Here is a 20,907-nt window from a genome sequence, read left to right as displayed (position 1 = left end):
AAACAATGCCCGAGCAGGCCGTCCAGGATACTGGCGCCGTTGAAGCCGCAGCGACCGTGCCGCAGGCCGTCGAGGCTGCTGCCGGTATCGAGGCCCCCTCGATCGCCCCCGACCACGAGGTGCTGCCCAAGCCCGATCCGCTCAGGGTCGAGCCGCCAAAAATCGAGGCATCGAGGATCGATGTGCCGAAGCTCGAACCCAGGGCAGAGACCAAGCCCGAGCCAAAGCCCGGCAAGCTCATCGTCATGGCGCCCGCGGAGCGGTCCTGGGACCGCGAAGAATTTGCCCCGCATGTGAAGGCCGACGAGCCGCGCGAGGCCGGCGGCAAGCGCCGCCTGTCGGCTATGGCAGCTGTGGTGGCGATCGCGGCCAGCGTCGGCGCGATCAGCGGCGCGCTCGCGACCGCCGGCATGATGCACTTCGCAAGCCCCGCGCCGGCGCAGGTCGCCGACACCAGCGCGCTGGAATCCTCGGTCGCCCGGATCGACGCCGATGTCGTCGCGCTCAAGGCGAATGTCGAGCACACCTCCAAGACCGGTCTGGGTCAGTTCAACCGGACCAACGACCGTCTCGAGAAGCTCGAGAAAGCGCAGGCCGAGCCGATGGCCAAAATCGCAAAGCTGTCCGAGTCCGTCGACAAGCTCCGTGCCACCCCGCCCGCGGCGCCCACCCAGGCCGCGGCCGCCGTGCCCGCCAGGGAGACCACCGGCTCGATCGCGCCGACCCAGGCTGCGACCGCCGCAGCCGCGCCGGCTCCTGCCGCACCCAAGACCGAGATCGGCCGGCTGCCGACGGTTGAGGGCTGGGTGCTGCGCGACGTCTCCAACGGCGGCGCGCTGGTCGAGGGCCGCAATGGCCTCTACGAGGTCTATGCCGGTGACCCCATCCCCGGGGTCGGCCGCGTCGATGCGATCCGCCGCCAGGACGGCCGCTGGGTGGTCGTCACCAGCAAGGGGCTGATCGTCGCGCGCTGAGCGACTGATATCCGAATTCCAAAGAGGCGCTTCACCACGATGTGAAGCGCCTTTTTTGCTTGAATAGCCGTCCCCGCGCGGTGTTACCTAAGGCATGAACCGCGCGTTGCGAATTCTCGTTGCTGCCGTCGTATTTTTTGGCGGCGTTGTTTCGCTTTTGGCGGCAGAGACCGCGTCACTCACGCGCGGCACGGCGATCACCGATCCCGATCTCCTGCGCAAGCTCGACCAGCACGATGCACTCACGATCTCGCGCCTGCTGTGGCCGGAGCGGAACGCGAACTTTCCGCTGACAACCGATCTGATGTTTTCGTGGTTGTCGCAGCTCAAGGAAATTCCCCCAGCAATCGACGCGGAACTCGACCGCTACGTGGCCCGGCAAAAGGCGGCCTATCCGACCGAGACCATCGGGGTCGGCGAAGGCTTTGACGTGCAATTGTTCGATCGGGCCAATCTGAAATCCCGCGATACCCGGTTCGTGCTGGCCGGCATCGTCAACCGCATGGACCGAGCCTACGTCGCGGAAGACTCGTGCGGCGAGATCAGGCTGATCTACCGTCTTGTGCGTTTCGAGACCAAACCGGACGGCACCAGGGCAGCAAGGCGGCTGCCGATGACGCTCAATCTGGTGATGAAGGCGCGCGATGCGCGCCAGACGGACGGGAGCGGCAAGCCGGTCACCTGCGCCGAGGTCGCGCGACGCTGGCTCGACAATGGCGACTGGCAGGGGCTGATCGCCGGCAGCTTCTATCCTTACGATGCGATGCTCGACCGCATCGAGACCAACGTTCAGATCTCGGTTGCAGCGAAATCGGCGCTGCATGATTTCCGCTCCGACTATCTGCTCAAGGTGTTCAAATACGACGCCGCTTCGAAGTCGTTCGAGGAATCGACGCTGGAGAACCAGATCGACCGTGACCGCATCCTCGCCGACCACGATCTCTGGCGCGACCTCAGGGATTGGCTGCTCGCGCCCGATCATCTTCGCGACTTCGATCGCGGGACGGTGCTGATCCCGGAAAAATTCCTGGCCAAGGCTGCGGTGGTGCCGACGCCCGCCGGCCTCGATGCTTCCTCGTTGCAGCCAGAGTTCGGCATGATGCAAGGGGAGGGCAAGGAAGAGAGCAAAGGCGAGCCTGTTTTCACCGACAATGACGTGGTCGGTGCGCTGAAGCAGGCGGCTGCGCGCGGCATCGACTTGCAGAACGTCCGCTCGGTCGCAGGCTTCCAGCGCCGCCTCAACGACGTCACCTGTGCCGGCTGCCACCAGACCCGCGGCATCGGCGGCTTCCATTTCCCGGGCGTTGATTGGCTTGCGGACAAGCCGTCCAACTCCGCCATCGTGCCGGCCTCGCCGCATTTTCTCGGCGACCAGGTGCGCCGCCGCGACATCCTGACCGCGCTTGCCGCGGGCAAACGTCCTGATTTCTCACGTGGATTTGCCAGCCGGCCGCAAACCCGGGGCAATAGCGAGTTGGCCGGGACCGAGTATCAGGACGGCTGGGGCGCGCATTGATTCCCTGGAAAATGCGGGATCGGGATCGGCCGACAGGAGTTTTACGTCATGGAGCTGTGCTAAAGGTTTGACCTGTCAGGCTGCCGCGGCCTCGCGCCGCATCGGCATGTGTTTCATCAAGACGCGTTAGCGCTATCTCCAGCCGGTTTGGATGACCATGACGGACTCCAGCGAAGCCAACAAGGAGCGCAATCGCGAGATCGCGCGCAATGAGGAAGCCAAGCAGGTCACCGGCAGCGTCCGCGTCAGCATTTCGGCGGTCGCGGTCGTCGTCATCGTCGGCGGAATCCTGTTCACGCTCGGCTGGCTGGCGCTGCGATAGCGAGCGCCCTCACTTCGCGTAATTCGTCATCCGCTTGCCGGGCAGCAGCTCGTAGGCCGGTTGCCAGCCGGGGAGCGCGGCCATGCGGCCAAGCCAGGCGTGGATGGCGGGATAGCTCGTCGCGAAATCAAAACCGTGCTCGTCGCTCGGATAGTGCAGATAGGCCATCATCGAGATATCGGCGACCGTAGGCCTGGTGCCGATCGCGAATTCATTGTGCTGGAGATGGCCGTCGAGAATGCCGAGGAAATCCTCGAGCCGCCGGCGAAAGTGCTTCAGCACCTGCGGATCGTTGTTTTGCGTGAAGGCGCGCATGAAGCGGTAAGTCGCCATGTAGCCGGTGAGCTTGTGATTGTCCCAGAACAGCCAGCGCAGCAGATCAAATTTTTCCTCCGCCGTCTCCCCGCCGAAACGGCCGTATTGTTCGGCGAGCTTGAGCAGGACCGGCGCGGTCTGCGTCATCTTCACGCCATCGACTTCGAGCACAGGAATCTCGCCCATCTCGTTCACGGCCTTGCGCCATTCCGGCGTACGCGTGACGCCGCCGCCAAAGTCGGTCCAGACCGGCTCGAACTTCTCGCCGCAAAGCGTCAGCATCAGCGCCAGCTTGTAGCTGTTGCCGGATTCGGGGAAGTAGTGCAGGCGGTAGCTGGGCATGGGACCTCAGGGGATGATGGCAGTTGTCGAAGCAAGCTATTCCCTCACCGTCGTCCCGGCGAAGGCCGGGACCCATAGCCACCGAATGTGGTTTGGCGAGGACTCGGAGTTATCGGTTTTGCGCGACAACTCTCACTCTGGGTCCCGGCCTTCGCCGGGACGACATAGTAGATGCAGCGAGCCGTCGGGCCTAACCAACCGCCCCCTTCGACCGCAGCTGCTTGATCGCGGCCTCGTCGTATCCCGCGCCACGCAAAATCTCGTCGCTGTGCTCGCCGACGCCGGGCGGCTTGCGTGGCTGCACTTTCTTGGCGCCGTCGATCCAGATCGGGCTGGAGATGGTGAGCATGGTGTCGTTCTCGAACGGCACCAGAACCTCATTGTCGAGCATCTGCTTGTCGTTCGGGATGTCGTCCAAAATGCCCACGATGCCGAACACAAGGCCGTTGCCATCGAGGAGCTTGCGCCATTCGGCGAGATCCCTGGTCGCAAAGGTCTCGTCAAATATCTTGATCAGCTCGACCGAGCGGGCGTGACGGTCGGGTTTGGTGGCGAAACGCGGATCGGTGATGAGGTCTTCGCGGCCCAGACACTTGGCCAGCGTCGGAAACTGCTTCTCCTCGCTCAGCAGCGACAGGATCAGCCAGCGGCCGTCCTTGCATTGATAGTGGTTGGCGACCGCGTTCAACGCGCGTTCGCGCGGCCGCCGCTCGGCGAACTTGGCGCCGCAGAGCTTTGCCTGCGCCAGCACGCTCGCAGCCCACACGCCATTCGCCATCAGGTTCGAGGCGACATGCGAGCCCTTGCCGGTCTTCTCGCGCTGATACAGCGCGGTGACGATGGCTCCATAGAACGCCATGGCGCAGGGATGATCGCCCATGCCGGCGACCGAACGGGCCGGCGTCGTGTCGGTATCGGCGCGGACGAGATCCATCAGGCCGGAGCGCGCCCAATAGGCGTTGCTGTCGAAGCCGGGTTTGTTGGCTTCCTCGCCCTTCTCGCCATAGCCGGTGAAGGAGGCGTAGATCAGCCGGTCATTGAGATGGGCGAGGTGATCATAGGTGATGCCGAGCTTTGTCCGCACCGGCGGCGGCATGTTGGTGATGAAGACGTCGGCCTCTTCCACGAGCTTGTAGAGCACTGCCTGCGCTTCCGGCTTGGAGAGGTCGAGCGCGATGCTCTTCTTGTTGCGGGCCTCCAGCAGCCAGGCGAAATTGTGCTCGCTGCTCGGATAGCCCGGAATGTTGGGCAGATTGCGGTAGGGATCGCCGGCGCCGGGCGGCTCGATCTTGACGACATCGGCGCCGAAATCCGACAGCACGGTCGCGGCCGCGGGCGCTGCAATGAAGCTCGCGCAGTCCAGAACCTTGAGCCCTGCAAAAATGCCCTTTTCCATCGCGGCGTTGCTCCCTCGCTCTTGTTGTTTCCGCGCGCTGGAATTGGCGCGGGGCACGTCATGGGCAGCATTAGACCGATGTTTTGCCGGGATGCAACGGCGCCGGGCGCAGGGCTTTGCTGCGGTGTCCCGTCACCCTGAGGTGGCCGCTTCTTTAGCGGCCCTCGAAGGGCGACGGCCCGGCTGCATCTAGGCCGTCCATCCTTCGAGGCTCCCCATGGTGCACTTCGCGCCCCACGGCTCGCACCTCAGGATGACGGAACTGAGGTCGCGCGTTGTTGTGAGGGCTCCAGAAGCAGCCTCACTCATCCCCTGCGAGCAGGGCGGCGTTGCCGCCGGCTGCTGCGGTGTTGATCGTCACGGTCTGCTCGGTCGCAAAGCGCGCGAGGTAGTGCGGGCCGCCGGCTTTCGGGCCGGTTCCGGACAGGCCGTTGCCGCCGAACGGCTGCACGCCGACCACGGCGCCGATCATGTTGCGGTTGACATAGATGTTGCCGATCTGGAGACGGTCGATGATCGCCTCGATCGTATCGTCGATGCGGGAATGGACGCCGAGCGTCAGCCCGTAGCCGCTGCGCTCGATGGCTTGCAGGACGCGTTCGAGATTTTCGGCAGGGTAGCGCACGACATGCAGGACCGGGCCAAACACCTCCTCGGTGAGCTGGCCTGCATCCGTAAGCTCGAAAATATGCGGCGCGACGAAGCAGCCCTCCGGGGCGGTGCCGGCAAAGTGCAGCCGCGCCGCGGCCTTCATTCGCGCGATATGCGCATCGAGGCGCTGCTTGGCCTCAACGTCGATTACCGGACCGATATGGGTCGCGACGTCACTCGCGTCGCCGATCTTCAGCTCGCGCGCCGCACCCGCGATCATCTCGATCATGCGGTCGGCGACGTCCTCCTGCACGAACAGCAGCCGCAGCGCCGAGCAGCGCTGGCCGGCAGAACGAAACGCCGAGGTGACGACGTCGTCTGCGACCTGCTCGGGCAACGCAGTCGCATCCGCGATCATGGTGTTGATGCCGCCGGTCTCCGCGATCAACGGCACGATGGGCCCATCCTTGGCCGCCAGCGCCCGATTGATGCTGCGCGCGACCTCGGTCGAGCCGGTGAAGACGATTCCAGCGATATCGGGGTGCGCGGCCAGCGCGGCGCCGATCCGGCCGTCGCCGGTGACGAGGTGCAGCGCGCTTGCGGGGATGCCGGCCTCGTGCAGCAGAGCTACGGCTTCGCGCGCGATGCGCGGCGTCTGCTCTGCGGGTTTTGCGACCACGCTGTTGCCGGCAATGAGCGCGGCCGTGACCTGGCCCAGGAAAATCGCCAGCGGAAAATTCCATGGCGAGATCGCCACGAAGACGCCGCGGCCGCGCAGGGCGAGCGCATTGCTCTCGCCGGTCGGGCCGCGCATCGCGACCTCGTTGCCGAACAGCTTGCGGCCCTGCGCGGCATAATAGCGGCAGAAGTCGGCGGCCTCACGCAGCTCCGACAGCGCATCGTCGAGCGTCTTGCCGCCCTCGCGTTGCAGCAGCGCGATGAAATGGGGCGCGCGGTTCTCAAGAAGATGCGCGGCCTGCTCGAGCGCTGCCGCGCGCGCGGCTGCCGGAGTCCGGCTCCAGGCGGCAAAGCCCCGCGCGCGCCGCGGCCACTGCCGCGTTGGCCTGATCCGGCGTTGCCTCAGTGACAGGCTTGAGGTCGGCCGTCTCGGCCTCGACGTCCGCCAGCAACCGGTCGAGCGCTGCGCGCGCGCCGAATTCGACGCCGCGCGAATTGCGGCGCTCCGGCGCGTAGAGATCGCAGGGAAGCGGAATTTTTGGATCGGCCGCCTGCTGCGGCCGGACGATGGCGTCGGCCGGCCGTTGCAACAGCGCCGGGAGCGGCACACGATAATCGGCCGCTTGGGCTACGAAGGAGGAATTGGCACCGTTCTCCAACAGGCGCCGCACCAGATAGGCAAGCAGGTCGCGATGGCTGCCGACCGGCGCATAGGTGCGGTAGGCAATGTCGGGGTGATCCTTGGCAAACTGCTCGTAGAGCGCCTCGCCCATGCCGTGCAGGCGCTGGAATTCGAAGCCGCCGCTCTCGCCGGCAAGCTCCAGCACGGTCGCGACGCTCAGCGCGTTGTGGGTGGCGAATTGCGGGAAGATCCGTGGCCGCAGACTCAAAAGCTTTTGAGCACAGGCGACGTAGTTCAGATCCGTCATCGTCTTGCGCGTGAACACGGGATAGCCGTCGAGCCCGCGCTCCTGCGCGCGCTTGATCTCGGTGTCCCAATAGGCGCCTTTCACCAGCCGCACCATCAGCTTGCGGTCATGCGCGCGGGCGAGCGCATCGACATAGTCGATCACGGCGCTTGCACGCTTCTGATAGGCCTGGATCGCGAGCCCGAACCCGTCCCAACCGGCAAGGGAGGGATCGGCGAGCGTTGCCGCGATCACGTCGAGCGACAGCTCCAGCCGGTCGGCTTCCTCGGCATCGACGGTGAAGTTGAGATCATGGGCCCTGGCGCGCTGCGCGAGGTCCAGCAGTTGCGGCACCAGCTCGCGCATCACGCGGTCGCGGCTGATCGCCTCGAAGCGCGGATGCAGCGCCGAGAGTTTGACGGAGATGCCGGGCCGGTCGGGCAGGGGATGGTTACCGGCCGCCTTGCCGATCGTCTCGATGGCACTGGCATAGGCGTCGAAATAGCGCTTGGCGTCAGTGGCCGTGCGCGCGCCTTCGCCGAGCATGTCGAAGGAATAGCGCGGTGTCTCGCCGGAGCGCGGCCGGCCCCGCTCCAGCGCTTGCTCGATGGTCTCCCCCAGCACGAAATGATTGCCCATCAGCCGCATCGCCTGGCGCGTGGCGGTGCGCACGGCCGGCGCGCCCAGCCGCTTCACCAGTCGGCCGATGGTGCCGTCGGGCGTCTCGCCGGGCTGGATCACCCGTGCCGAGAGGCCGAGCGCCCAGGCCGAGGCGTTGACCAGGAAGGCGGTGGACCTGGTCTCGTGATGGATGAAGTCGCCTTCGCCGAGCTTGTCCTCGATGAACTGGTCGGCGGTGCGCGCGTCCGGCACGCGCAGCAGCGCCTCGGCCAACACCATCAAGGCGAGACCCTCCTTGGTCGAGAGCGCGAACTCCCGCAGCATGTCCTCGACCCCACCAAGCCGGTCGTCACGCTTGCGGATGGCCTCGATCAGCCGCGTCGCGGTGCGATCGATCCGCGCCTCCTGTGGCGGGTTGAGATGTGCAGCCGGCAAAAGACGCGCGGCGATCTCAGCATCATCGGGCGCGTAAGCGGCGGAGAAGGGAGGCGGAATGTTCGGCATGGCGTGTCCTGTGGCTGGAATCCAGGATAATGCCCGCGCTACCGTAGCTCGATAGACAAATTAGCTGATCTGCCTTAGAAAACGAAGCATACCAGCGACTTGGCCTTACAAAATATGGAACTTGATCGAACCGACCGGAAAATCCTCTATATTTTACAGCAGGATGGGCGCATCGCCAATGTCGAGCTCGCCGAACGCATCGGGCTGTCTCCGACCTCGATCGGCGAACGGCTGAAGCGGTTGCAGCGCGAGGGCTTTATCGAGGGCTATGGCGCGCGGCTCAACCCGCACCGGCTCGGCCTCGGGCTCCTGGTGTTCGTCGAGGTGCTGCTCGACAAGACCACGCCGGATAATTTCGAGCGTTTTGCGCGCGCGGTGAAACTCGCGCCCGAAGTGCTGGAGTGTCACATGGTTGCCGGCGGCTTCGACTATCTTGTGAAGGCGCGGCTGGCGGACATGACCGCGTATCGGCGTTTCCTCGGCGAGACCTTGCTGTCGATGCCGGGCGTGCGCGAGACGCGAACCTATGCGGTGATGGAAGAGATCAAGCGCGACGCACCGTTGCCGGTGGATTAACGAAGTGCTGTCGCGATTGTCATTGCTGCGGCGTTGAACGAGCGGTGTTCGCGGGGAAAATAGTTCTCCGTGTGCAATCGCAACGCCTGTCGTCGAATGCACTGACCGTCTTCTAAAATTCTCTTGGCCCGGCTCCCGGATCGACCCGGGAGGTAGCAAAAGCTGGCGGGCTTATACTTTGAGGTTCTCTGCGGAGCTTTTGCCTCGGTTTGCGATCTCTTCGTATTCCACCGTCTGTCCTTCGTTCAGGGACGACAGACCTGCTTTCTGCACTGCCGAGATATGCACGAACACATCCTTGCCGCCCGACGCAGGCTGGATAAATCCATAACCCTTCGTCGGGTTGAACCACTTGACCGTACCTTTAGCCATCACGACTTCTCCGCGGGTCTTCCTCCGAGATATCGAACCGCCAGTCCCCGCCAACCGGCCGGTTCGGTCCTAATACGATACGCGGAATGTCGTTGGCTTGGTAGCTCAAACCACATCGGCCTTTCGCCGAATTCCGCTCAACTTCGCGGCGTTTTTGCCGGTTTTGCCCGTTTCGCGGTCAATCGGTCCGCGCGCTGCGCGCCATCCGTCAATAAGTCGCGGCCAGGTAATCGACGATCTTGCCGACATCGGCATCGTCGATCGGCGCGCCATAGACCTTGATCATCTTTGTGACCTCGGCCTGCCAAAAACCTTTCTTGTCCTTCATCGGCGGCTGCGTGTTGATGTAGTCGGAGGAGTGGCAGGCCGTGCAATTGCCCTGAACCACTTCAAGATTGGGCCCGGGCTTGAACGCCGCGACCTCATCGGGGGTCTTGTAGTTGACCGGTGCTGCAATTGCCGAACCCACTACGGCGGCGAGGGCGAGCGTGATGGCGGGGAAAACGGTGCGCTGCATGATCATTCCCCTCAGGCCACGGTGACGCGGACGGTTTCGACGACGTTGCGTAGATAGCCCGCCGGATTCCAGCGCGGTGTATCCGGCTGGGTTTCGCCGCCATTGCCGGTGGCGCGCACCTTGAGCTCGTGGGAGCCGGCCGCGAGCTTCACCGGCAGCTTCCATTCACGGAACGAGTATTTGCCAAGATCCTTGCCGAGCCTGGCGCTGGTCCAGGTCTTGCCGCCGTCGGTGGAGACCGCGACCTCCTTGATGCCCTTGCCGCCGTCGAAGGCGATGCCGCGCAGCGTCGTGCCGCCTGATTTCAGCTTGGCTCCGTCACTGACGCTGGTGATGAAGGAGCGGATGGTGAAGCGGTTGATCGGGATCGTCGCCTTCGGCGCTGTGCCGGGCTCGATCGCATTGTTCGGGGTGTCCGGAATGCGATAGGCCGACTTCATCCAGAAGCCGTCATAGACATTGTCGATGACGGTGATCTCGTTGAGATGCTTGACCCAGTAGGTGCCGTAATAACCGGGCACGATCAGGCGCAGCGGGAAGCCGTTGAGGAACGGCAGATCCTCGCCGTTCATGCCATAGGCCAGCATCACTTCGCCGTCGGTGGCGTGGTCGAGGTCGAGCGCCTTGGCGAAATCCGGTGTCTTGTCGCTGACCGGGCCGTCCAAGCCCCCGAACACGACTTGCTTGGCGCCGGCCTGCACGCCCGCCATCTCCAGCACGGCCTTTAGCGGCACGCCGCGCCAGCGCGCATTGCCCATCGCGCCGTTGGCGAGTTGGCCGCCGGCGACGCGCGGCTCTACGAGGCCGCGGCTGTTGCCGGAGCACTGGTTGACGGCGACGATCTCGCTCGCCTTCATTTTCTTGATGTCTTTCAGCGACAGCTTGAGCGGCTTGTCGACCTTGCCCTTGATCTCGAGCGTGAACTTGTCGGGGTCGAGATCGTAGGGCAGGTCGGAAAGGTGATAGCGCACGAAGAACGCGTTGTTCGGCGTGATCGGGCCATCGTTGAACACCGCGAACGGCGTCTCGAGCTGCGGCGGCCGGGCGGTCAGGCCGATCATCGGCCGCTTCTGCGGATATTTCACCAACGGCCGTTCGCCATTGGCGAAGGGCAGGGTGACGGTGTCGAGTGCCAGCGCCTTGCTTGAGTTCAATGCGGCCGTAATAGCGGCAAGGCCCGCTCCTTTGAGCAGGTCGCGTCGATCGAACATGTGGTCTCCTCCCGGAGCTTTTCGTTGGATCGCGGTCATCACCGCGTTCCTGCGCCCATCTGTCGCAACGACTCAGTTGAAGTCAATTCGTGCTTTCGCAGCAGGCCCATGCCGCTGCGTTGCAGCAAGCCGGTGTTACGTTTGTAACGAGATTGAGCCGAGCCGTAGCCGCAGGCGACGGTGCACCTCTCCCGCTTGCGGGAGAGGTCGCGCCGAAGGCGCGGGTGAGGGCTTTCTCCTCTCGGGGATTGTCCCTACGCGGAGACACCCTCTCCCCAACCCTCTCCCGCAAGCGGGAGAGGGAGCGCACCTCTCGCGCGGCTTACGCGGCCACGCGCTCGCTCCGGTCAACGAGCGCCGACAGCTCCCTGGCGTCCGCGACGACGCGCACGGCCATCGGTTCGTCGCGGCCGCGGATCGCGACCTCCTGCTGCGGCAGCGCGTCGTCGGCGAGGCCCGCGGTGCGGCGGACTTCCTCCGAGACGATCGCTTCGCAGGCCAGTGTCTTGGTCATGTCCTGGAGGCGGGCCGCGACGTTGACGGCATCGCCCAGTGCCGTGAAGACGATGTGATCCCGATAGCCGATGTCGCCGATGATGACCTCGCCGCCGTGAATGCCGATGCCGAAGCGGATCGGCTGGCGCAGATCGTGGCCCAGCAGCTCGTTGAGCTCGTCGATCTGCGTGGCGATCCCGGCGGCGGCCTTCAGCGCCTGGCGGCAGGCGTTCTGCGGATCGGCGGAGAGCCCGAACAGCGCCAGCATGCCGTCGCCGACGAACTGGTTCGGCTGGCCGCCGTTCTCGATCACGGCCTGCGAGACGGCGCCGAGGAAGCGGTTGACGATGAACACGGTATCGAACGGCAGCCGCTTCTCGGCCAGCTGCGTCGAGCCGCGCATGTCCACGAACAGGCTGACGAGATAGCGCTCCTGGCCGATTCTGGCGGGTGTCGAGGCCTGCGCGTTCGCCGATAGAGTGTGCGAGGTGAAGAGCTGAAAGAAGGAGAGGTCCGATGTCGGCCGCAGCTGGCAGGCCAGCCTGATCGAGGGATCGCTGGTGCCGACACGGGTGAGCACGAACGCCTCGCGCTGCGACGGCTCGGGTAGGGCGCCGTGATCGCCGATGACGCGGATGCGGCAGGTCGAGCAGCGGGCGCGGCCGCCGCAGACGCTGGCATGCGGCACATTGTGGCGCAGGCTCGCTTCCAGTACGGAGAGGCCCTTGGGGACGCGCACCGTCTTGCCGTTGCCGTAGGACAGCGCGATCATGCCGCCGCGCCGCTCGCGCAGGGCGCGCGCGCCGCGCGCCAGCAGCGCCAGGGCGAGCAGTCCGAGATAGCCGGCGGTGAGGCCGCCGGTGATGCGGTCGAGCGTCGCGGCCTCGGCAGCGGTGCCGACCTGGCGGTGCGTGAGATTATGGGTCCGCCATTCCCCGTCGTCGGCCTCGACCTCGACGCTGCGGCCACCCTGGTAGACACCAAGCAGCGACAGCGTCGGGATCAGCACAGCCGCCGCGAGCAGATAGGGCGCCGCGCGCGTGAAGAATGATTTGAGGCGGAGCCAGAAATAGATGCCGATGCAGCCGTGCACCCAGGCAATGATCAGCAGGATCGTCATGGTCCAGATACGGTTCGATGCGACGAAGAACAGATAGAGTTCCTGCGGATAGAGTTTTTGGTGTCCGTAAAGCGTCTGGCCGAGCCGCACGCCGATCACATGCGCCATGACCAGCGCGGGGATGCTTAAGCCCAGCACGAGTTGCAGCGGCTCGACCGTCCGCCAGCGGAACTGCCGGCGCTGATACAGCGCGTAGATGCCGAGCCCCATATGCGTGAGCGCCGCCGCGTAGAACACGATCGCAACCGGCAGGAACTGCCAGAACAGCGTGTGGTAATAGACCCCGATCTCCATGGCATCGACCGAGATGTTGCCGAGCGCATGGTTGAGGAAATGGCTGACCACATAGGCGAACAAAATGACGCCGCAGACCAGCCGCACCTGCCGCAAGCTGATGGCGCGGGAAAGCTCGAAAAATCGTGAGGATGCGGTGGCGGCCATGATTCTGTTCTATCAGTTCATGAAGGAGAACAGCCAGCGTCGCGTTTAATTCCGGGGCTGGACAGCTTGCGGGATCACATACGCGGCACGGTTTACGAAATCGTAGGTTGGGCCGAGGCGCCTTGGCGCCGTGCCCACCAATCGGCACTTATGGTGGGCACGCTTCGCCTTGCCCACTCTACGGTCTCCTCGTCGGGGCTGGGATCGTCGCTCGCTTGTCCGGCCCGACACCAGGTGCACGGTACCCCCGCATTGACTCCCCGTCCCGGGTTGGCGAAAAGCGCGGCCGTGACGACAGCTTTCGATATCACCGTGCTCCCCAATGGCGCCGCGCGCCGGCCGCTCGTCATGGCCGCTGCGATCATTGCCGCGATGACGCTGCTGCGCATCGTCTACGCCTCCGCAATCGAGCTGCGCACGGATGAGGCCTATTACTGGACCTGGTCGCAGGAGACAGCCCTCAGCTTCCTCGATCACCCCCCGGGCATCGCCTGGCTGATCCGGTTCGGCACCGCCATCTTCGGCGACACCACGCTCGGTGTGCGCTTCGGCGGCATCGTCGCGATGCTGGTGATGCAGCTCCTGCTCGCCGATATCGTCCGCCGCCTCACCCATGATGTGCGCGCCGTCGTGCTCGCGGTGCTGATGCCGGAGGCCGCGCTCTACTACGGCCTGCTGATGGCCAAGGTCGCGCCCGATGTCGCCATGATCCCGTTTGCGGTGGCGATGATATGGTCCCTGGTGCGGCTTGCGCAGGGCGGCGACGGCCGCTGGTGGCTTGCGGCCGGCCTGTTCGCCGGGTTGGCGATGCTGTCGAAATTCACCGTGATCATGTTCGCGCCGGCGGTTGCGGCCTTTCTGCTGGTGCCGGATTGGCGCTGGCGCTGGCTGCGCAGCCCCTATCCGTACCTCGCGGTCCTGATCGCAATCGCCGTGTTCTCTCCGGTCCTGATCTGGAACGTGCAGCACGACTGGGCCGCGATCCGCTTTCAGGGCGTGCGCGCCACCACCAGCTACGGCATCTCGCTCCGCACGGTCGGCGATTACATCGGCCTGCAATTCGGGCTGGTCGGTTTCGTCATGCTGCCGGTGGTGATGACGGGGCTGGTGCTGACGGCATGGCGCGGCTATCGCACGCGCGAGCCGGTCGCGATTTTGCTGTCGACCGCGGTCTTGGTGCCGTTTTTGTATTTCCTGGCGAAATCGCTGACGCTTCGGGTCGGCGACACCTGGCCGATGTTCATGTGGCCGGTCGGCTTCGCCGCTGCCGCTGTCAACCTCACCATGATGACGCGTGAAAAATGGTCGGCGCGGATGCTCAGATCGTCGCTGTTCTGGGTCAACACGGCGGTGGTGTCGGGCATCGCTTTCGTCGTGGTCGTGTTCCTCTATTACGTCGCCGCGCCCTGGAATTTGCTCGGCAAGATCGATCCGATCGGTGCCGAGTCCGGTTACGAGCAGGTCGCAGCGCGCGCGCAGGCCGCGCTGGATGAGACCGGCGCAACCTGGATCGCAACCACGGACTACCGCACCTACGCCATGATGCGCTGGCTGTTCAGGGGCCGCGTGCCCGTGATCGAGATCAACGAGCGCGGCCGCTTCCAGGATTTCCGCGATCCCGGCATGGACCGGATCAGAGAACACGCGGGCATTTATGTCGGGCGAGAGCCGGACAATCGCTCATCGCTATGGGATTCGATCCCGGCCAAGCGCGAGCAACTCGGTCAGGTCGAACGACGCTGGCGCGGCCTCGTGATGGACAATTATGTGGTAGAGAAGCTGACTGGCTGGACCCCGGAGCTGTCGCCGCCGAAGGACTCGCCGCTATTCCAGTGGCGCGTGCTGGCGGGCGAGTTCGAGAAGCGCGTGTTAGCCTGACGAGCGAAGCGAGCGCGCGCAAGCAAAGCGCTACTCCTCGTCGTCCCTCTTCCGCAACAGATCCGTCGCGAGATCCGACAACTTCGGCGGCGGCAGTGCCGCGAACGGCAGCGGCCGTGTGACGTCGATCGCAGCGAGGCCCAGCCGCGCCGTCAGCAATCCATTCAGCACGCCTTCGCCCAGCCGCTGCGACAGCTTCGCCGCAATTCCGTGGCCGAGCATCTGCTGCACCAGGCTGTCGCTAGCGGCCATGCCGCCGGTGATGGCGAGATGAGCGATGACGTGGCGGAGCAGGCGGATCATGCCGAGCGCGCCGGGGCGGCCGCCATAGAGCCGGGCAAGTTGGCGGATCAGGCGCAGCGACGCCACGAACACGAACAGCACATCGATCAGCGCGCGGGGCGAGACCGCTGTGACGATCGAGACTTTTTGCGCAGCCGACGACACCAGCCGCCGTGCCTCGATGTCCAGCGGCGACATCAATTCGCGCTCGGCGAGCCGGATCATGTCGGCGCCGTCGATGATCTCGCCGGCATGGCTCTCCAGCGCGGCGCGGGCGCGCGCGAGCCGCGGGTTCTGATGCGCGATCTTGAGCAGATCCTGCACGATGATGCGGCTCTCCTTGCGGTCGTCGCTGGCGAGCACGGCGGCTGCACGCTGATGCAGCTTCTCGATCGTTGCGAGGCGCGCCAGTCCGAACGCCTCGCGTCCGATCACCACCGCGAGCGCAAGCGCAGTGACAAACGCAAGAGCCAGTCCGACAAAGCCGAGGCTCTCGCTGCGCGCAAACAAATCCTCGATCAGATGCACCACGCCGAGCCCGATGCCGAGCAGCGTCAACCCGGCGACGCCCGACCAGAACAATGCGCCCCAGGGAAAGCCGCGTCGCGCCGGAAGCGCCGGCGCGATCGGCACCGGCAAGTTCGCCGGATCGGGCTCCGGCGTGATCTGGATGGTGGTGCGGCCGAGGCGCGCCGTCTCGTCGCCTTCGGTGACGACGACGCCGGGATCGTCGAGCCGGAACGTCGCCGGCCGCCGTGGCTTCGATCGGTCGTTCATGACAGCTTGTCTCCGATCAGGAACTGCAAGGCACGGTCGAGGCGGATGTGAGGCAGCACCGGCGCGTCGGAACCCTCGCGCTCGAGCTTTGGCGGGCGGAAGCGCAGGAAGCGGAAATCGCTCTTCGCGGCGGCCTCGGTCGAGAGCCCGCGGAACGCATCGATGCCGTTGAACAGCGGCTCGGGGTCGAGCGGCAGGTCGCCCGGAAAGGTCGCGACCTCGGTGTTGCCGTCGAAGAACTCGCCGCCGGTGCTTTCGCCCGCGGCCGGTGTCCCCAAAATCGACGGCAATTTATCACGGCCATGCGCGACCTGCGCCTCGCGCGTGGCGCGGACGGCGGCGAGCGCGACGACGTCGATCTCCGCGCCGGTATTTTCCGCGCGCGCAACGGCACCCGAGACGGCGCGGCGCAGCACCGCCTCAAGCCGGTCGTGGCTGGAATGATGCAGATGGTCGGCCTTGGTCGCCGCGAACAGGATGCGGTCGATGCGCGGCCTGAACAGGCCGGAGAGGAACGTGCTGCGGCCGATGCGAAAGCAGTCGAGAATGCCGGCGAGTGCGGCTTCGAGATCGTGCAGCGCTTCGGGGCCGGAGTTGAATGCCGCGAGCGCATCGGCCAGCACGATCTGGCGATCGAGCCGGGCAAAATGATCCCTGAAGAACGGCCGCACCACGACGTCCTTGTAGGCCTCATAGCGGCGCACCATCATCGCCCACAGCGACCCCTCCGGCGCCTGCCCACCCGCGGGCACGTCGAGCGGCGCAAAGGTCAGCGCCGGTGTGTCGGCGAGGTTGCCCGGCATCAGGAAGCGGCCGGGTGGCAGCAGGCTCATCGCAAACCGCTCGTCGCGGCAACCTTGCAGATAGCCCCTGAAGAGCTTTGCGGCCGTCAGCGTCGCCTGCTCGTCCTCGCACGCGTCGGGCTTGAGCGTTGCGAGATGCGCGTGCCAATCCGCGGCCAGATGCGCGCGCGGCACCTCGCGCGACAGCGCCAGGCTTTCGGCCGACCATTGCTCAAAACTCTTGTGGAGCAGCGGCAGGTCGAGCAACCATTCGCCGGGATAATCCACGATGTCGAGCGTCAGCGTGCGATCCGCGCCGTTCTGGCGCTGGTAGTCGATCACGAGCCTGAGCTCGCTGATGTCGACCGTCGAGCTTCGGCCAGCGCCGCTCCTCGATCAGCGCGCGCAAATGGCTCTCATAGGCAAAGCGCGGCACCGCGTCGTCCGGCTGCGGCGCCAGATGCGCCCGCGCGATCCGGCCCGATGAATAGGCCTCGAACACCGGAAACCGGCCGCCACGGGTGAGGCCGTGGATCAGCGCGGTGATGAACACCGTCTTGCCGGCCCGGGACAGGCCGGTAACCCCCAATCGTACCGTCGGATTGAAGAAATGCTCGCCGTAGTCGATCAGCGCCCGAGCCGACAGGCGCGCCTCCTCGACCATATCCTGGAAACTAAATGCCATATGAACGTCGGGAATCCCGGGCGAGGGCGAATACGCAAAAAGGACCAGTCACAAAAGTGGCAACTGCCTGAGGAAAATCAAGCTTCATACTTTCACCGCCTTTGTCGGCAAATCACCCGTTTGAACGACGCGCCGATCCCGAAACACCCATACAAGAGCGTATTGTCTCGCCTTGCGGATTGCCATGACCGTCTTCCAGTTGAAACAGCTCGCATCCACCTCCGTCCATGCCGCCGCCGACGCGATCGGCCGGAATTTTGATCGCGCCGAACTGATTGCCGATGGCGTCGTCCACGCGATCGGCGTGCTCTGCGGCATCATCGCCGCGACCGTGCTGGTGGTGCTGACGGTGCTCTATGCCGACGCGACCGACATCGTGGGTGTCTCGATCTACGTCGCCGGCCTGCTCTCGATGCTGGTGTTTTCGGCGTCCTATAATCTCTGGCCGGTCTCGCCGGCAAAATGGCTGCTGCGGCGGTTCGACCATTCCGCGATCTATCTCCTGATCGCCGCGACCTACACGCCGTTCATCCTGGAGGTGAAGGACAGCGGGTTCGCGCTGGTGCTGCTCGCCGGCGTCTGGTGCGTGGCGATGCTCGGCATCGTGCTGAAACTTCTCTACCCCGGCCGGTTCGACCGCGTCGCGGTCGGCATCTACCTCGCCATGGGCTGGAGCGGCGTGATGCTCTACGATTCCGTGGTCAAGGCGCTGCCTGCGCTGGTGCTGAGCTTCATCCTGGCGGGCGGCCTGCTCTACAGTTTTGGCGTGATCTTCCATACATGGCGGCGGCTGCGCTTCCAGAATGCGATCTGGCACGGCTTTGTCTTGGCCGGGGCGGCGTGCCATTATACCGCGGTGCTCGACCTCGTGTTGAGCTGAGCAAGATCCGCGAAGCGGAATAAGCGAAGCGGTATAAGACAAGAGGAGACGTCGCATGCAGGTGACCGGCAAGGTCGTGGTCGTCACGGGCGGCGCCAACGGCATCGGCAAGGCGCTGTGCGAGGCGTTTCACAAGGCTGGTGCGGCCAAGGTCGTCGTCGCCGACATGGACGCCGCCAACGCGAGGGCGGTCGCAGCCACAATGGATGGCGCGGCCTTCAAATGCGACGTCGCGCAGGAAAAGGATATTTCCCACGTCATCGAGGAGACCGAGCGGCAGTTCGGCCCGATCGAATTGTTCTGCTCCAATGCCGGGATCGGCGGCGGTTTCGATCCGATGTCGGAAAATGCCGGCGGCGCGTCCGACGAGCCGTGGCAGCGAAGCTGGGCTATCCACGTCATGGCGCATGTCTATGCGGCGCGGCATCTGATCCCCCGCATGAAAGCGCGCGGCGGCGGCTATTTCCTCAACACGATCTCGGCCGCAGGCCTGCTGTCGCAGGTCGGCAGTCCCGCTTACTCCACCACCAAGCATGCGGCGGTCGGCTTTGCCGAAAACCTCGCGATCTCGCACAAGGCCCACAACATCCGCGTCTCGATCCTCTGCCCGCAGGGCGTCGACACCAACATGCTGCGCGCGATCCCCAAGGGCCCGCAATCCGGCGACGGCGATCTCACGCCGGAGCAGGTCGCGAAGGACGTGCTCGCCGGCCTCGATCAGGAGACCTTTTTGATCCTGCCGCACCCGCAGGTGCTCGGCTACATGCGCAAGAAGACCGAGAATTACGACCGCTGGATCGGCGGTATGGCCAAGATCCAGGCGAAGATGCGGGACGAGTTCGGGACGTAGGGAGCGCGCACGACAACTTCAGTGTCGTCCTGGCGAAGGCCAGGACCCATACCGCGTGATCTAACTGGAGCGCGCGGTCGCAATACCAAATGAAAAGCCTTCGCCAAGCTACCTCTTGGGGTAATGGGTCCTGGCTTTCGCCAGGACGACGACATGAAATCGCAGCGCGCTGCTAATGCTTCTGCCCGTACAGCACCGGCACCGCCGAATCCACGACCACCTCCACAAGGCTCGTCCCCGCGAACGCCAGCCCGCGCTTCAGCGCCTCGCCAAGCTCCGCCGCCTTGCTCACCCGCACTGCATGGCAACCCATGCCTTCGGCGAGCCGCACGAAATCGATCCCCGGCAGCTCGAGTCCCGGTACGTTCCTCACCTGCATCACCTGGCTGAACGAACGCATCGCGCCGTAGCCGGAATTGTTGATGACGACGATCGTGAGCGGCAGCTTGCGTTGCGCGGCGGTCCACAGCGCCTGGATCGAGTACATCGCCGAGCCGTCGCCGATCAGGCACACCGTGCGGCTGTTCGGCTTGCCGAGCGCCATGCCGACAGCGGCGGGCAGGGAGTGGCCGAGGCCGCCGCTTGCCATCGTGTAAAAGCTGTCCTGGCCGCGCATCGGCATGAATTTTTGCATCGCCGGCCGGTGCGAGGGCGCTTCCTCGACCAGTGACGCGCCTTCCGGCATCGCCTGCGACAACGAATGCAGCAGAAATTCGACCGGCAGCGGATCGGCAGCCTGTGGCGCCGGCGGCAGCGTGCGGCCCGTCGGCGCGGCGCGTTTGCTCTCCGGCAACAGGTCGAGCAGCATTGCGAGCGCCGGCTTCATCGTCGCGATGATGCTGGTGCCGACCGGCGTCACCGCCGCGGCATCCGGGTCGTCGGTGATCTGGAAAATCGTCGCGCCGCCGTCGAAGATCGCGGCGTGGCCTTCGACGTGGAAGGTGAAAACCGGCGCGCCGATGACGACGACGAGATCGTGCTCGCGCAGCGCGTCGGAAAGTTGCGCCGGCGACGCATGCAGGAAACCTGCGAACTGCGGATGCCGCTCGGGGAACGAGCAGCGCGCCGAGAACGGGCTGACCCACACGCTGGCCTTGGCCTTCTCGGCGACGCGCACCATCAGGTCGACGGCGCCGGCGCGGTCGACGCCGGGGCCGACGACGAGGGCGGGGTGCTTGGCCGAGGCCAGTGCTGCGACCAGCGCCTTCATTGCATCAGGCTCAGGGCCGATCTCGCGGCTGACCTTGCGCGCTTCGACGGGAGCTGCCGCATGGGCCCAGTCGTCGACCGGGATCGACACGAAGGTCGGCCCGCATGGCGGCTGCATCGCGGTGTAATAAGCGCGCGCGATCGCCGCCGGCACGTCCTCGGGCCGCGCCGGCTCGACGCTGTACTTTACGTAAGGCCGCGGAAATTCGGACGCGCGCTCCGCAAACAGGAACGCCTGCAAGGGAACGATCGAGCGCGCCTGCTGGCCCGCGGTGATCACCAGCGGCGTCTGGTTGCGATGCGCGGTATAGATGTTGCCGAGCGCGTTGCCGACGCCGGCCGCCGAATGAAGATTGACGAAGCCGGCATTGCGTGTTGCCTGCGCGTAACCGTCGGCCATGCCGACGGCGCTCGCTTCTTGCAGCGCCAGCACGTAATCGATGTCATCGGGCCAGTCGCTCAGGAACGGCAGCTCGGTCGAGCCGGGATTGCCGAAGACTTTCTTAATGCCAAAGGATCGCAGCAGGTCGAGCGTGGCCTGCTTGACGGTGACGGATTTGTTGCCGGTCTTGCCGCTCTTGGACATTGGTTTCCGTCCCCTGTTATTTATCGACGCTCCCAGCCCCACCGTCATTGCGAGGAGCCCTTGCGACGAAGCAATCCAG

The 20,907-nt window shown here is 65.1% G+C and carries 14 protein-coding genes and 3 pseudogenes; 7 read left to right on the top strand and 10 right to left on the bottom strand.

The window, feature by feature from the left end; genetic code table 11:
- The first annotated feature begins 5 nt into the window (after positions 1-5).
- From ACVWW3_RS24810 to ACVWW3_RS24800, 3 genes and pseudogenes are all read left to right on the top strand, one after another.
- Positions 6-974, top strand: a complete 969-nt coding sequence (locus ACVWW3_RS24810) for a hypothetical protein (RefSeq protein WP_456649749.1) — start codon at positions 6-8, stop codon at positions 972-974.
- A gap of 94 nt (positions 975-1,068) precedes the next feature.
- A pseudogene (locus tag ACVWW3_RS24805) lies at positions 1,069-2,620 on the top strand (hypothetical protein).
- Between the two features lie 21 nt (positions 2,621-2,641).
- Entirely contained in the window at positions 2,642-2,812 is a 171-nt protein-coding gene (locus ACVWW3_RS24800) for a hypothetical protein (RefSeq protein ID WP_456672465.1), read from the top strand.
- 9 nt (positions 2,813-2,821) lie between these two features.
- On the opposite strand, the gene ACVWW3_RS24795 is transcribed toward ACVWW3_RS24800, so the two are convergent.
- From ACVWW3_RS24795 to putA, 3 genes and pseudogenes are all read right to left on the bottom strand, one after another.
- Positions 2,822-3,469, bottom strand: a complete 648-nt coding sequence (locus tag ACVWW3_RS24795; RefSeq protein WP_456648359.1) for a glutathione S-transferase family protein — start codon at positions 3,467-3,469, stop codon at positions 2,822-2,824.
- Positions 3,470-3,659: 190 nt separating this feature from the next.
- Positions 3,660-4,865: a CaiB/BaiF CoA transferase family protein gene (locus tag ACVWW3_RS24790; protein WP_354105336.1), complete on the bottom strand. Its 1,206-nt coding sequence runs from the start codon at positions 4,863-4,865 to the stop codon at positions 3,660-3,662.
- Positions 4,866-5,166: 301 nt separating this feature from the next.
- Positions 5,167-8,167, bottom strand: a pseudogene (gene putA, locus ACVWW3_RS24785) (bifunctional proline dehydrogenase/L-glutamate gamma-semialdehyde dehydrogenase PutA).
- Between the two features lie 114 nt (positions 8,168-8,281).
- On the opposite strand from putA, the gene ACVWW3_RS24780 reads away from it, so the two are divergent.
- Positions 8,282-8,743 carry an Lrp/AsnC ligand binding domain-containing protein gene (locus ACVWW3_RS24780; RefSeq protein WP_247348759.1) on the top strand — a complete coding sequence of 154 codons (462 nt, stop codon included), beginning with the start codon at positions 8,282-8,284 and terminating at the stop codon, positions 8,741-8,743.
- A 171-nt stretch (positions 8,744-8,914) separates the two neighbouring features.
- On the opposite strand, the gene ACVWW3_RS24775 is transcribed toward ACVWW3_RS24780, so the two are convergent.
- The 4 genes from ACVWW3_RS24775 to ACVWW3_RS24760 all read right to left on the bottom strand — a co-directional run bounded on the left by ACVWW3_RS24775 (position 8,915) and on the right by ACVWW3_RS24760 (position 12,899).
- On the bottom strand, positions 8,915-9,115 hold the full coding sequence (locus tag ACVWW3_RS24775; protein WP_007596519.1) for a cold-shock protein: 201 nt from the start codon (positions 9,113-9,115) through the stop codon (positions 8,915-8,917).
- Positions 9,116-9,323: 208 nt separating this feature from the next.
- Entirely contained in the window at positions 9,324-9,632 is a 309-nt protein-coding gene (sorB, locus tag ACVWW3_RS24770; RefSeq protein ID WP_247348761.1) for a SorB family sulfite dehydrogenase c-type cytochrome subunit, read from the bottom strand.
- Positions 9,633-9,643: 11 nt separating this feature from the next.
- Positions 9,644-10,843: a SorA family sulfite dehydrogenase catalytic subunit gene (gene sorA, locus ACVWW3_RS24765; protein ID WP_456648361.1), complete on the bottom strand. Its 1,200-nt coding sequence runs from the start codon at positions 10,841-10,843 to the stop codon at positions 9,644-9,646.
- A gap of 322 nt (positions 10,844-11,165) precedes the next feature.
- Positions 11,166-12,899, bottom strand: a complete 1,734-nt coding sequence (locus ACVWW3_RS24760; protein ID WP_456648362.1) for an adenylate/guanylate cyclase domain-containing protein — start codon at positions 12,897-12,899, stop codon at positions 11,166-11,168.
- A gap of 348 nt (positions 12,900-13,247) precedes the next feature.
- Here ACVWW3_RS24760 and ACVWW3_RS24755 point away from each other — a divergent pair, with 348 nt between their 5' ends.
- Positions 13,248-14,777 carry a glycosyltransferase family 39 protein gene (locus ACVWW3_RS24755; protein ID WP_456649750.1) on the top strand — a complete coding sequence of 510 codons (1,530 nt, stop codon included), beginning with the start codon at positions 13,248-13,250 and terminating at the stop codon, positions 14,775-14,777.
- A 30-nt stretch (positions 14,778-14,807) separates the two neighbouring features.
- On the opposite strand, the gene ACVWW3_RS24750 is transcribed toward ACVWW3_RS24755, so the two are convergent.
- Both ACVWW3_RS24750 and ACVWW3_RS24745 read right to left on the bottom strand, forming a co-directional pair.
- A complete protein-coding gene (locus tag ACVWW3_RS24750) occupies positions 14,808-15,836 on the bottom strand; it encodes a YcjF family protein (RefSeq protein ID WP_456672165.1) in 1,029 nt (342 codons plus the stop codon).
- A pseudogene (locus ACVWW3_RS24745) lies at positions 15,833-17,303 on the bottom strand (YcjX family protein). Before ACVWW3_RS24745 ends, ACVWW3_RS24750 begins: the two are co-directional and overlap by 4 nt.
- A gap of 184 nt (positions 17,304-17,487) precedes the next feature.
- Here ACVWW3_RS24745 and trhA point away from each other — a divergent pair.
- Together trhA and ACVWW3_RS24735 are read left to right on the top strand one after the other, a co-directional pair.
- Entirely contained in the window at positions 17,488-18,183 is a 696-nt protein-coding gene (trhA, locus tag ACVWW3_RS24740; protein ID WP_247348766.1) for a PAQR family membrane homeostasis protein TrhA, read from the top strand.
- Between the two features lie 55 nt (positions 18,184-18,238).
- A complete protein-coding gene (locus tag ACVWW3_RS24735) occupies positions 18,239-19,033 on the top strand; it encodes an SDR family oxidoreductase (protein WP_456648365.1) in 795 nt (264 codons plus the stop codon).
- A gap of 172 nt (positions 19,034-19,205) precedes the next feature.
- Here ACVWW3_RS24735 and mdlC read toward each other — a convergent pair whose 3' ends face one another.
- A complete protein-coding gene (mdlC, locus tag ACVWW3_RS24730) occupies positions 19,206-20,828 on the bottom strand; it encodes a benzoylformate decarboxylase (RefSeq protein ID WP_456648366.1) in 1,623 nt (540 codons plus the stop codon).
- Positions 20,829-20,907 lie beyond the last annotated feature (79 nt).

The organism is Bradyrhizobium sp. LM2.9 (genome assembly GCF_054056555.1).
The sequence above is the reverse complement of the archived record's forward strand: the minus strand, read 5'-3'. Positions and strand labels throughout refer to the sequence as shown.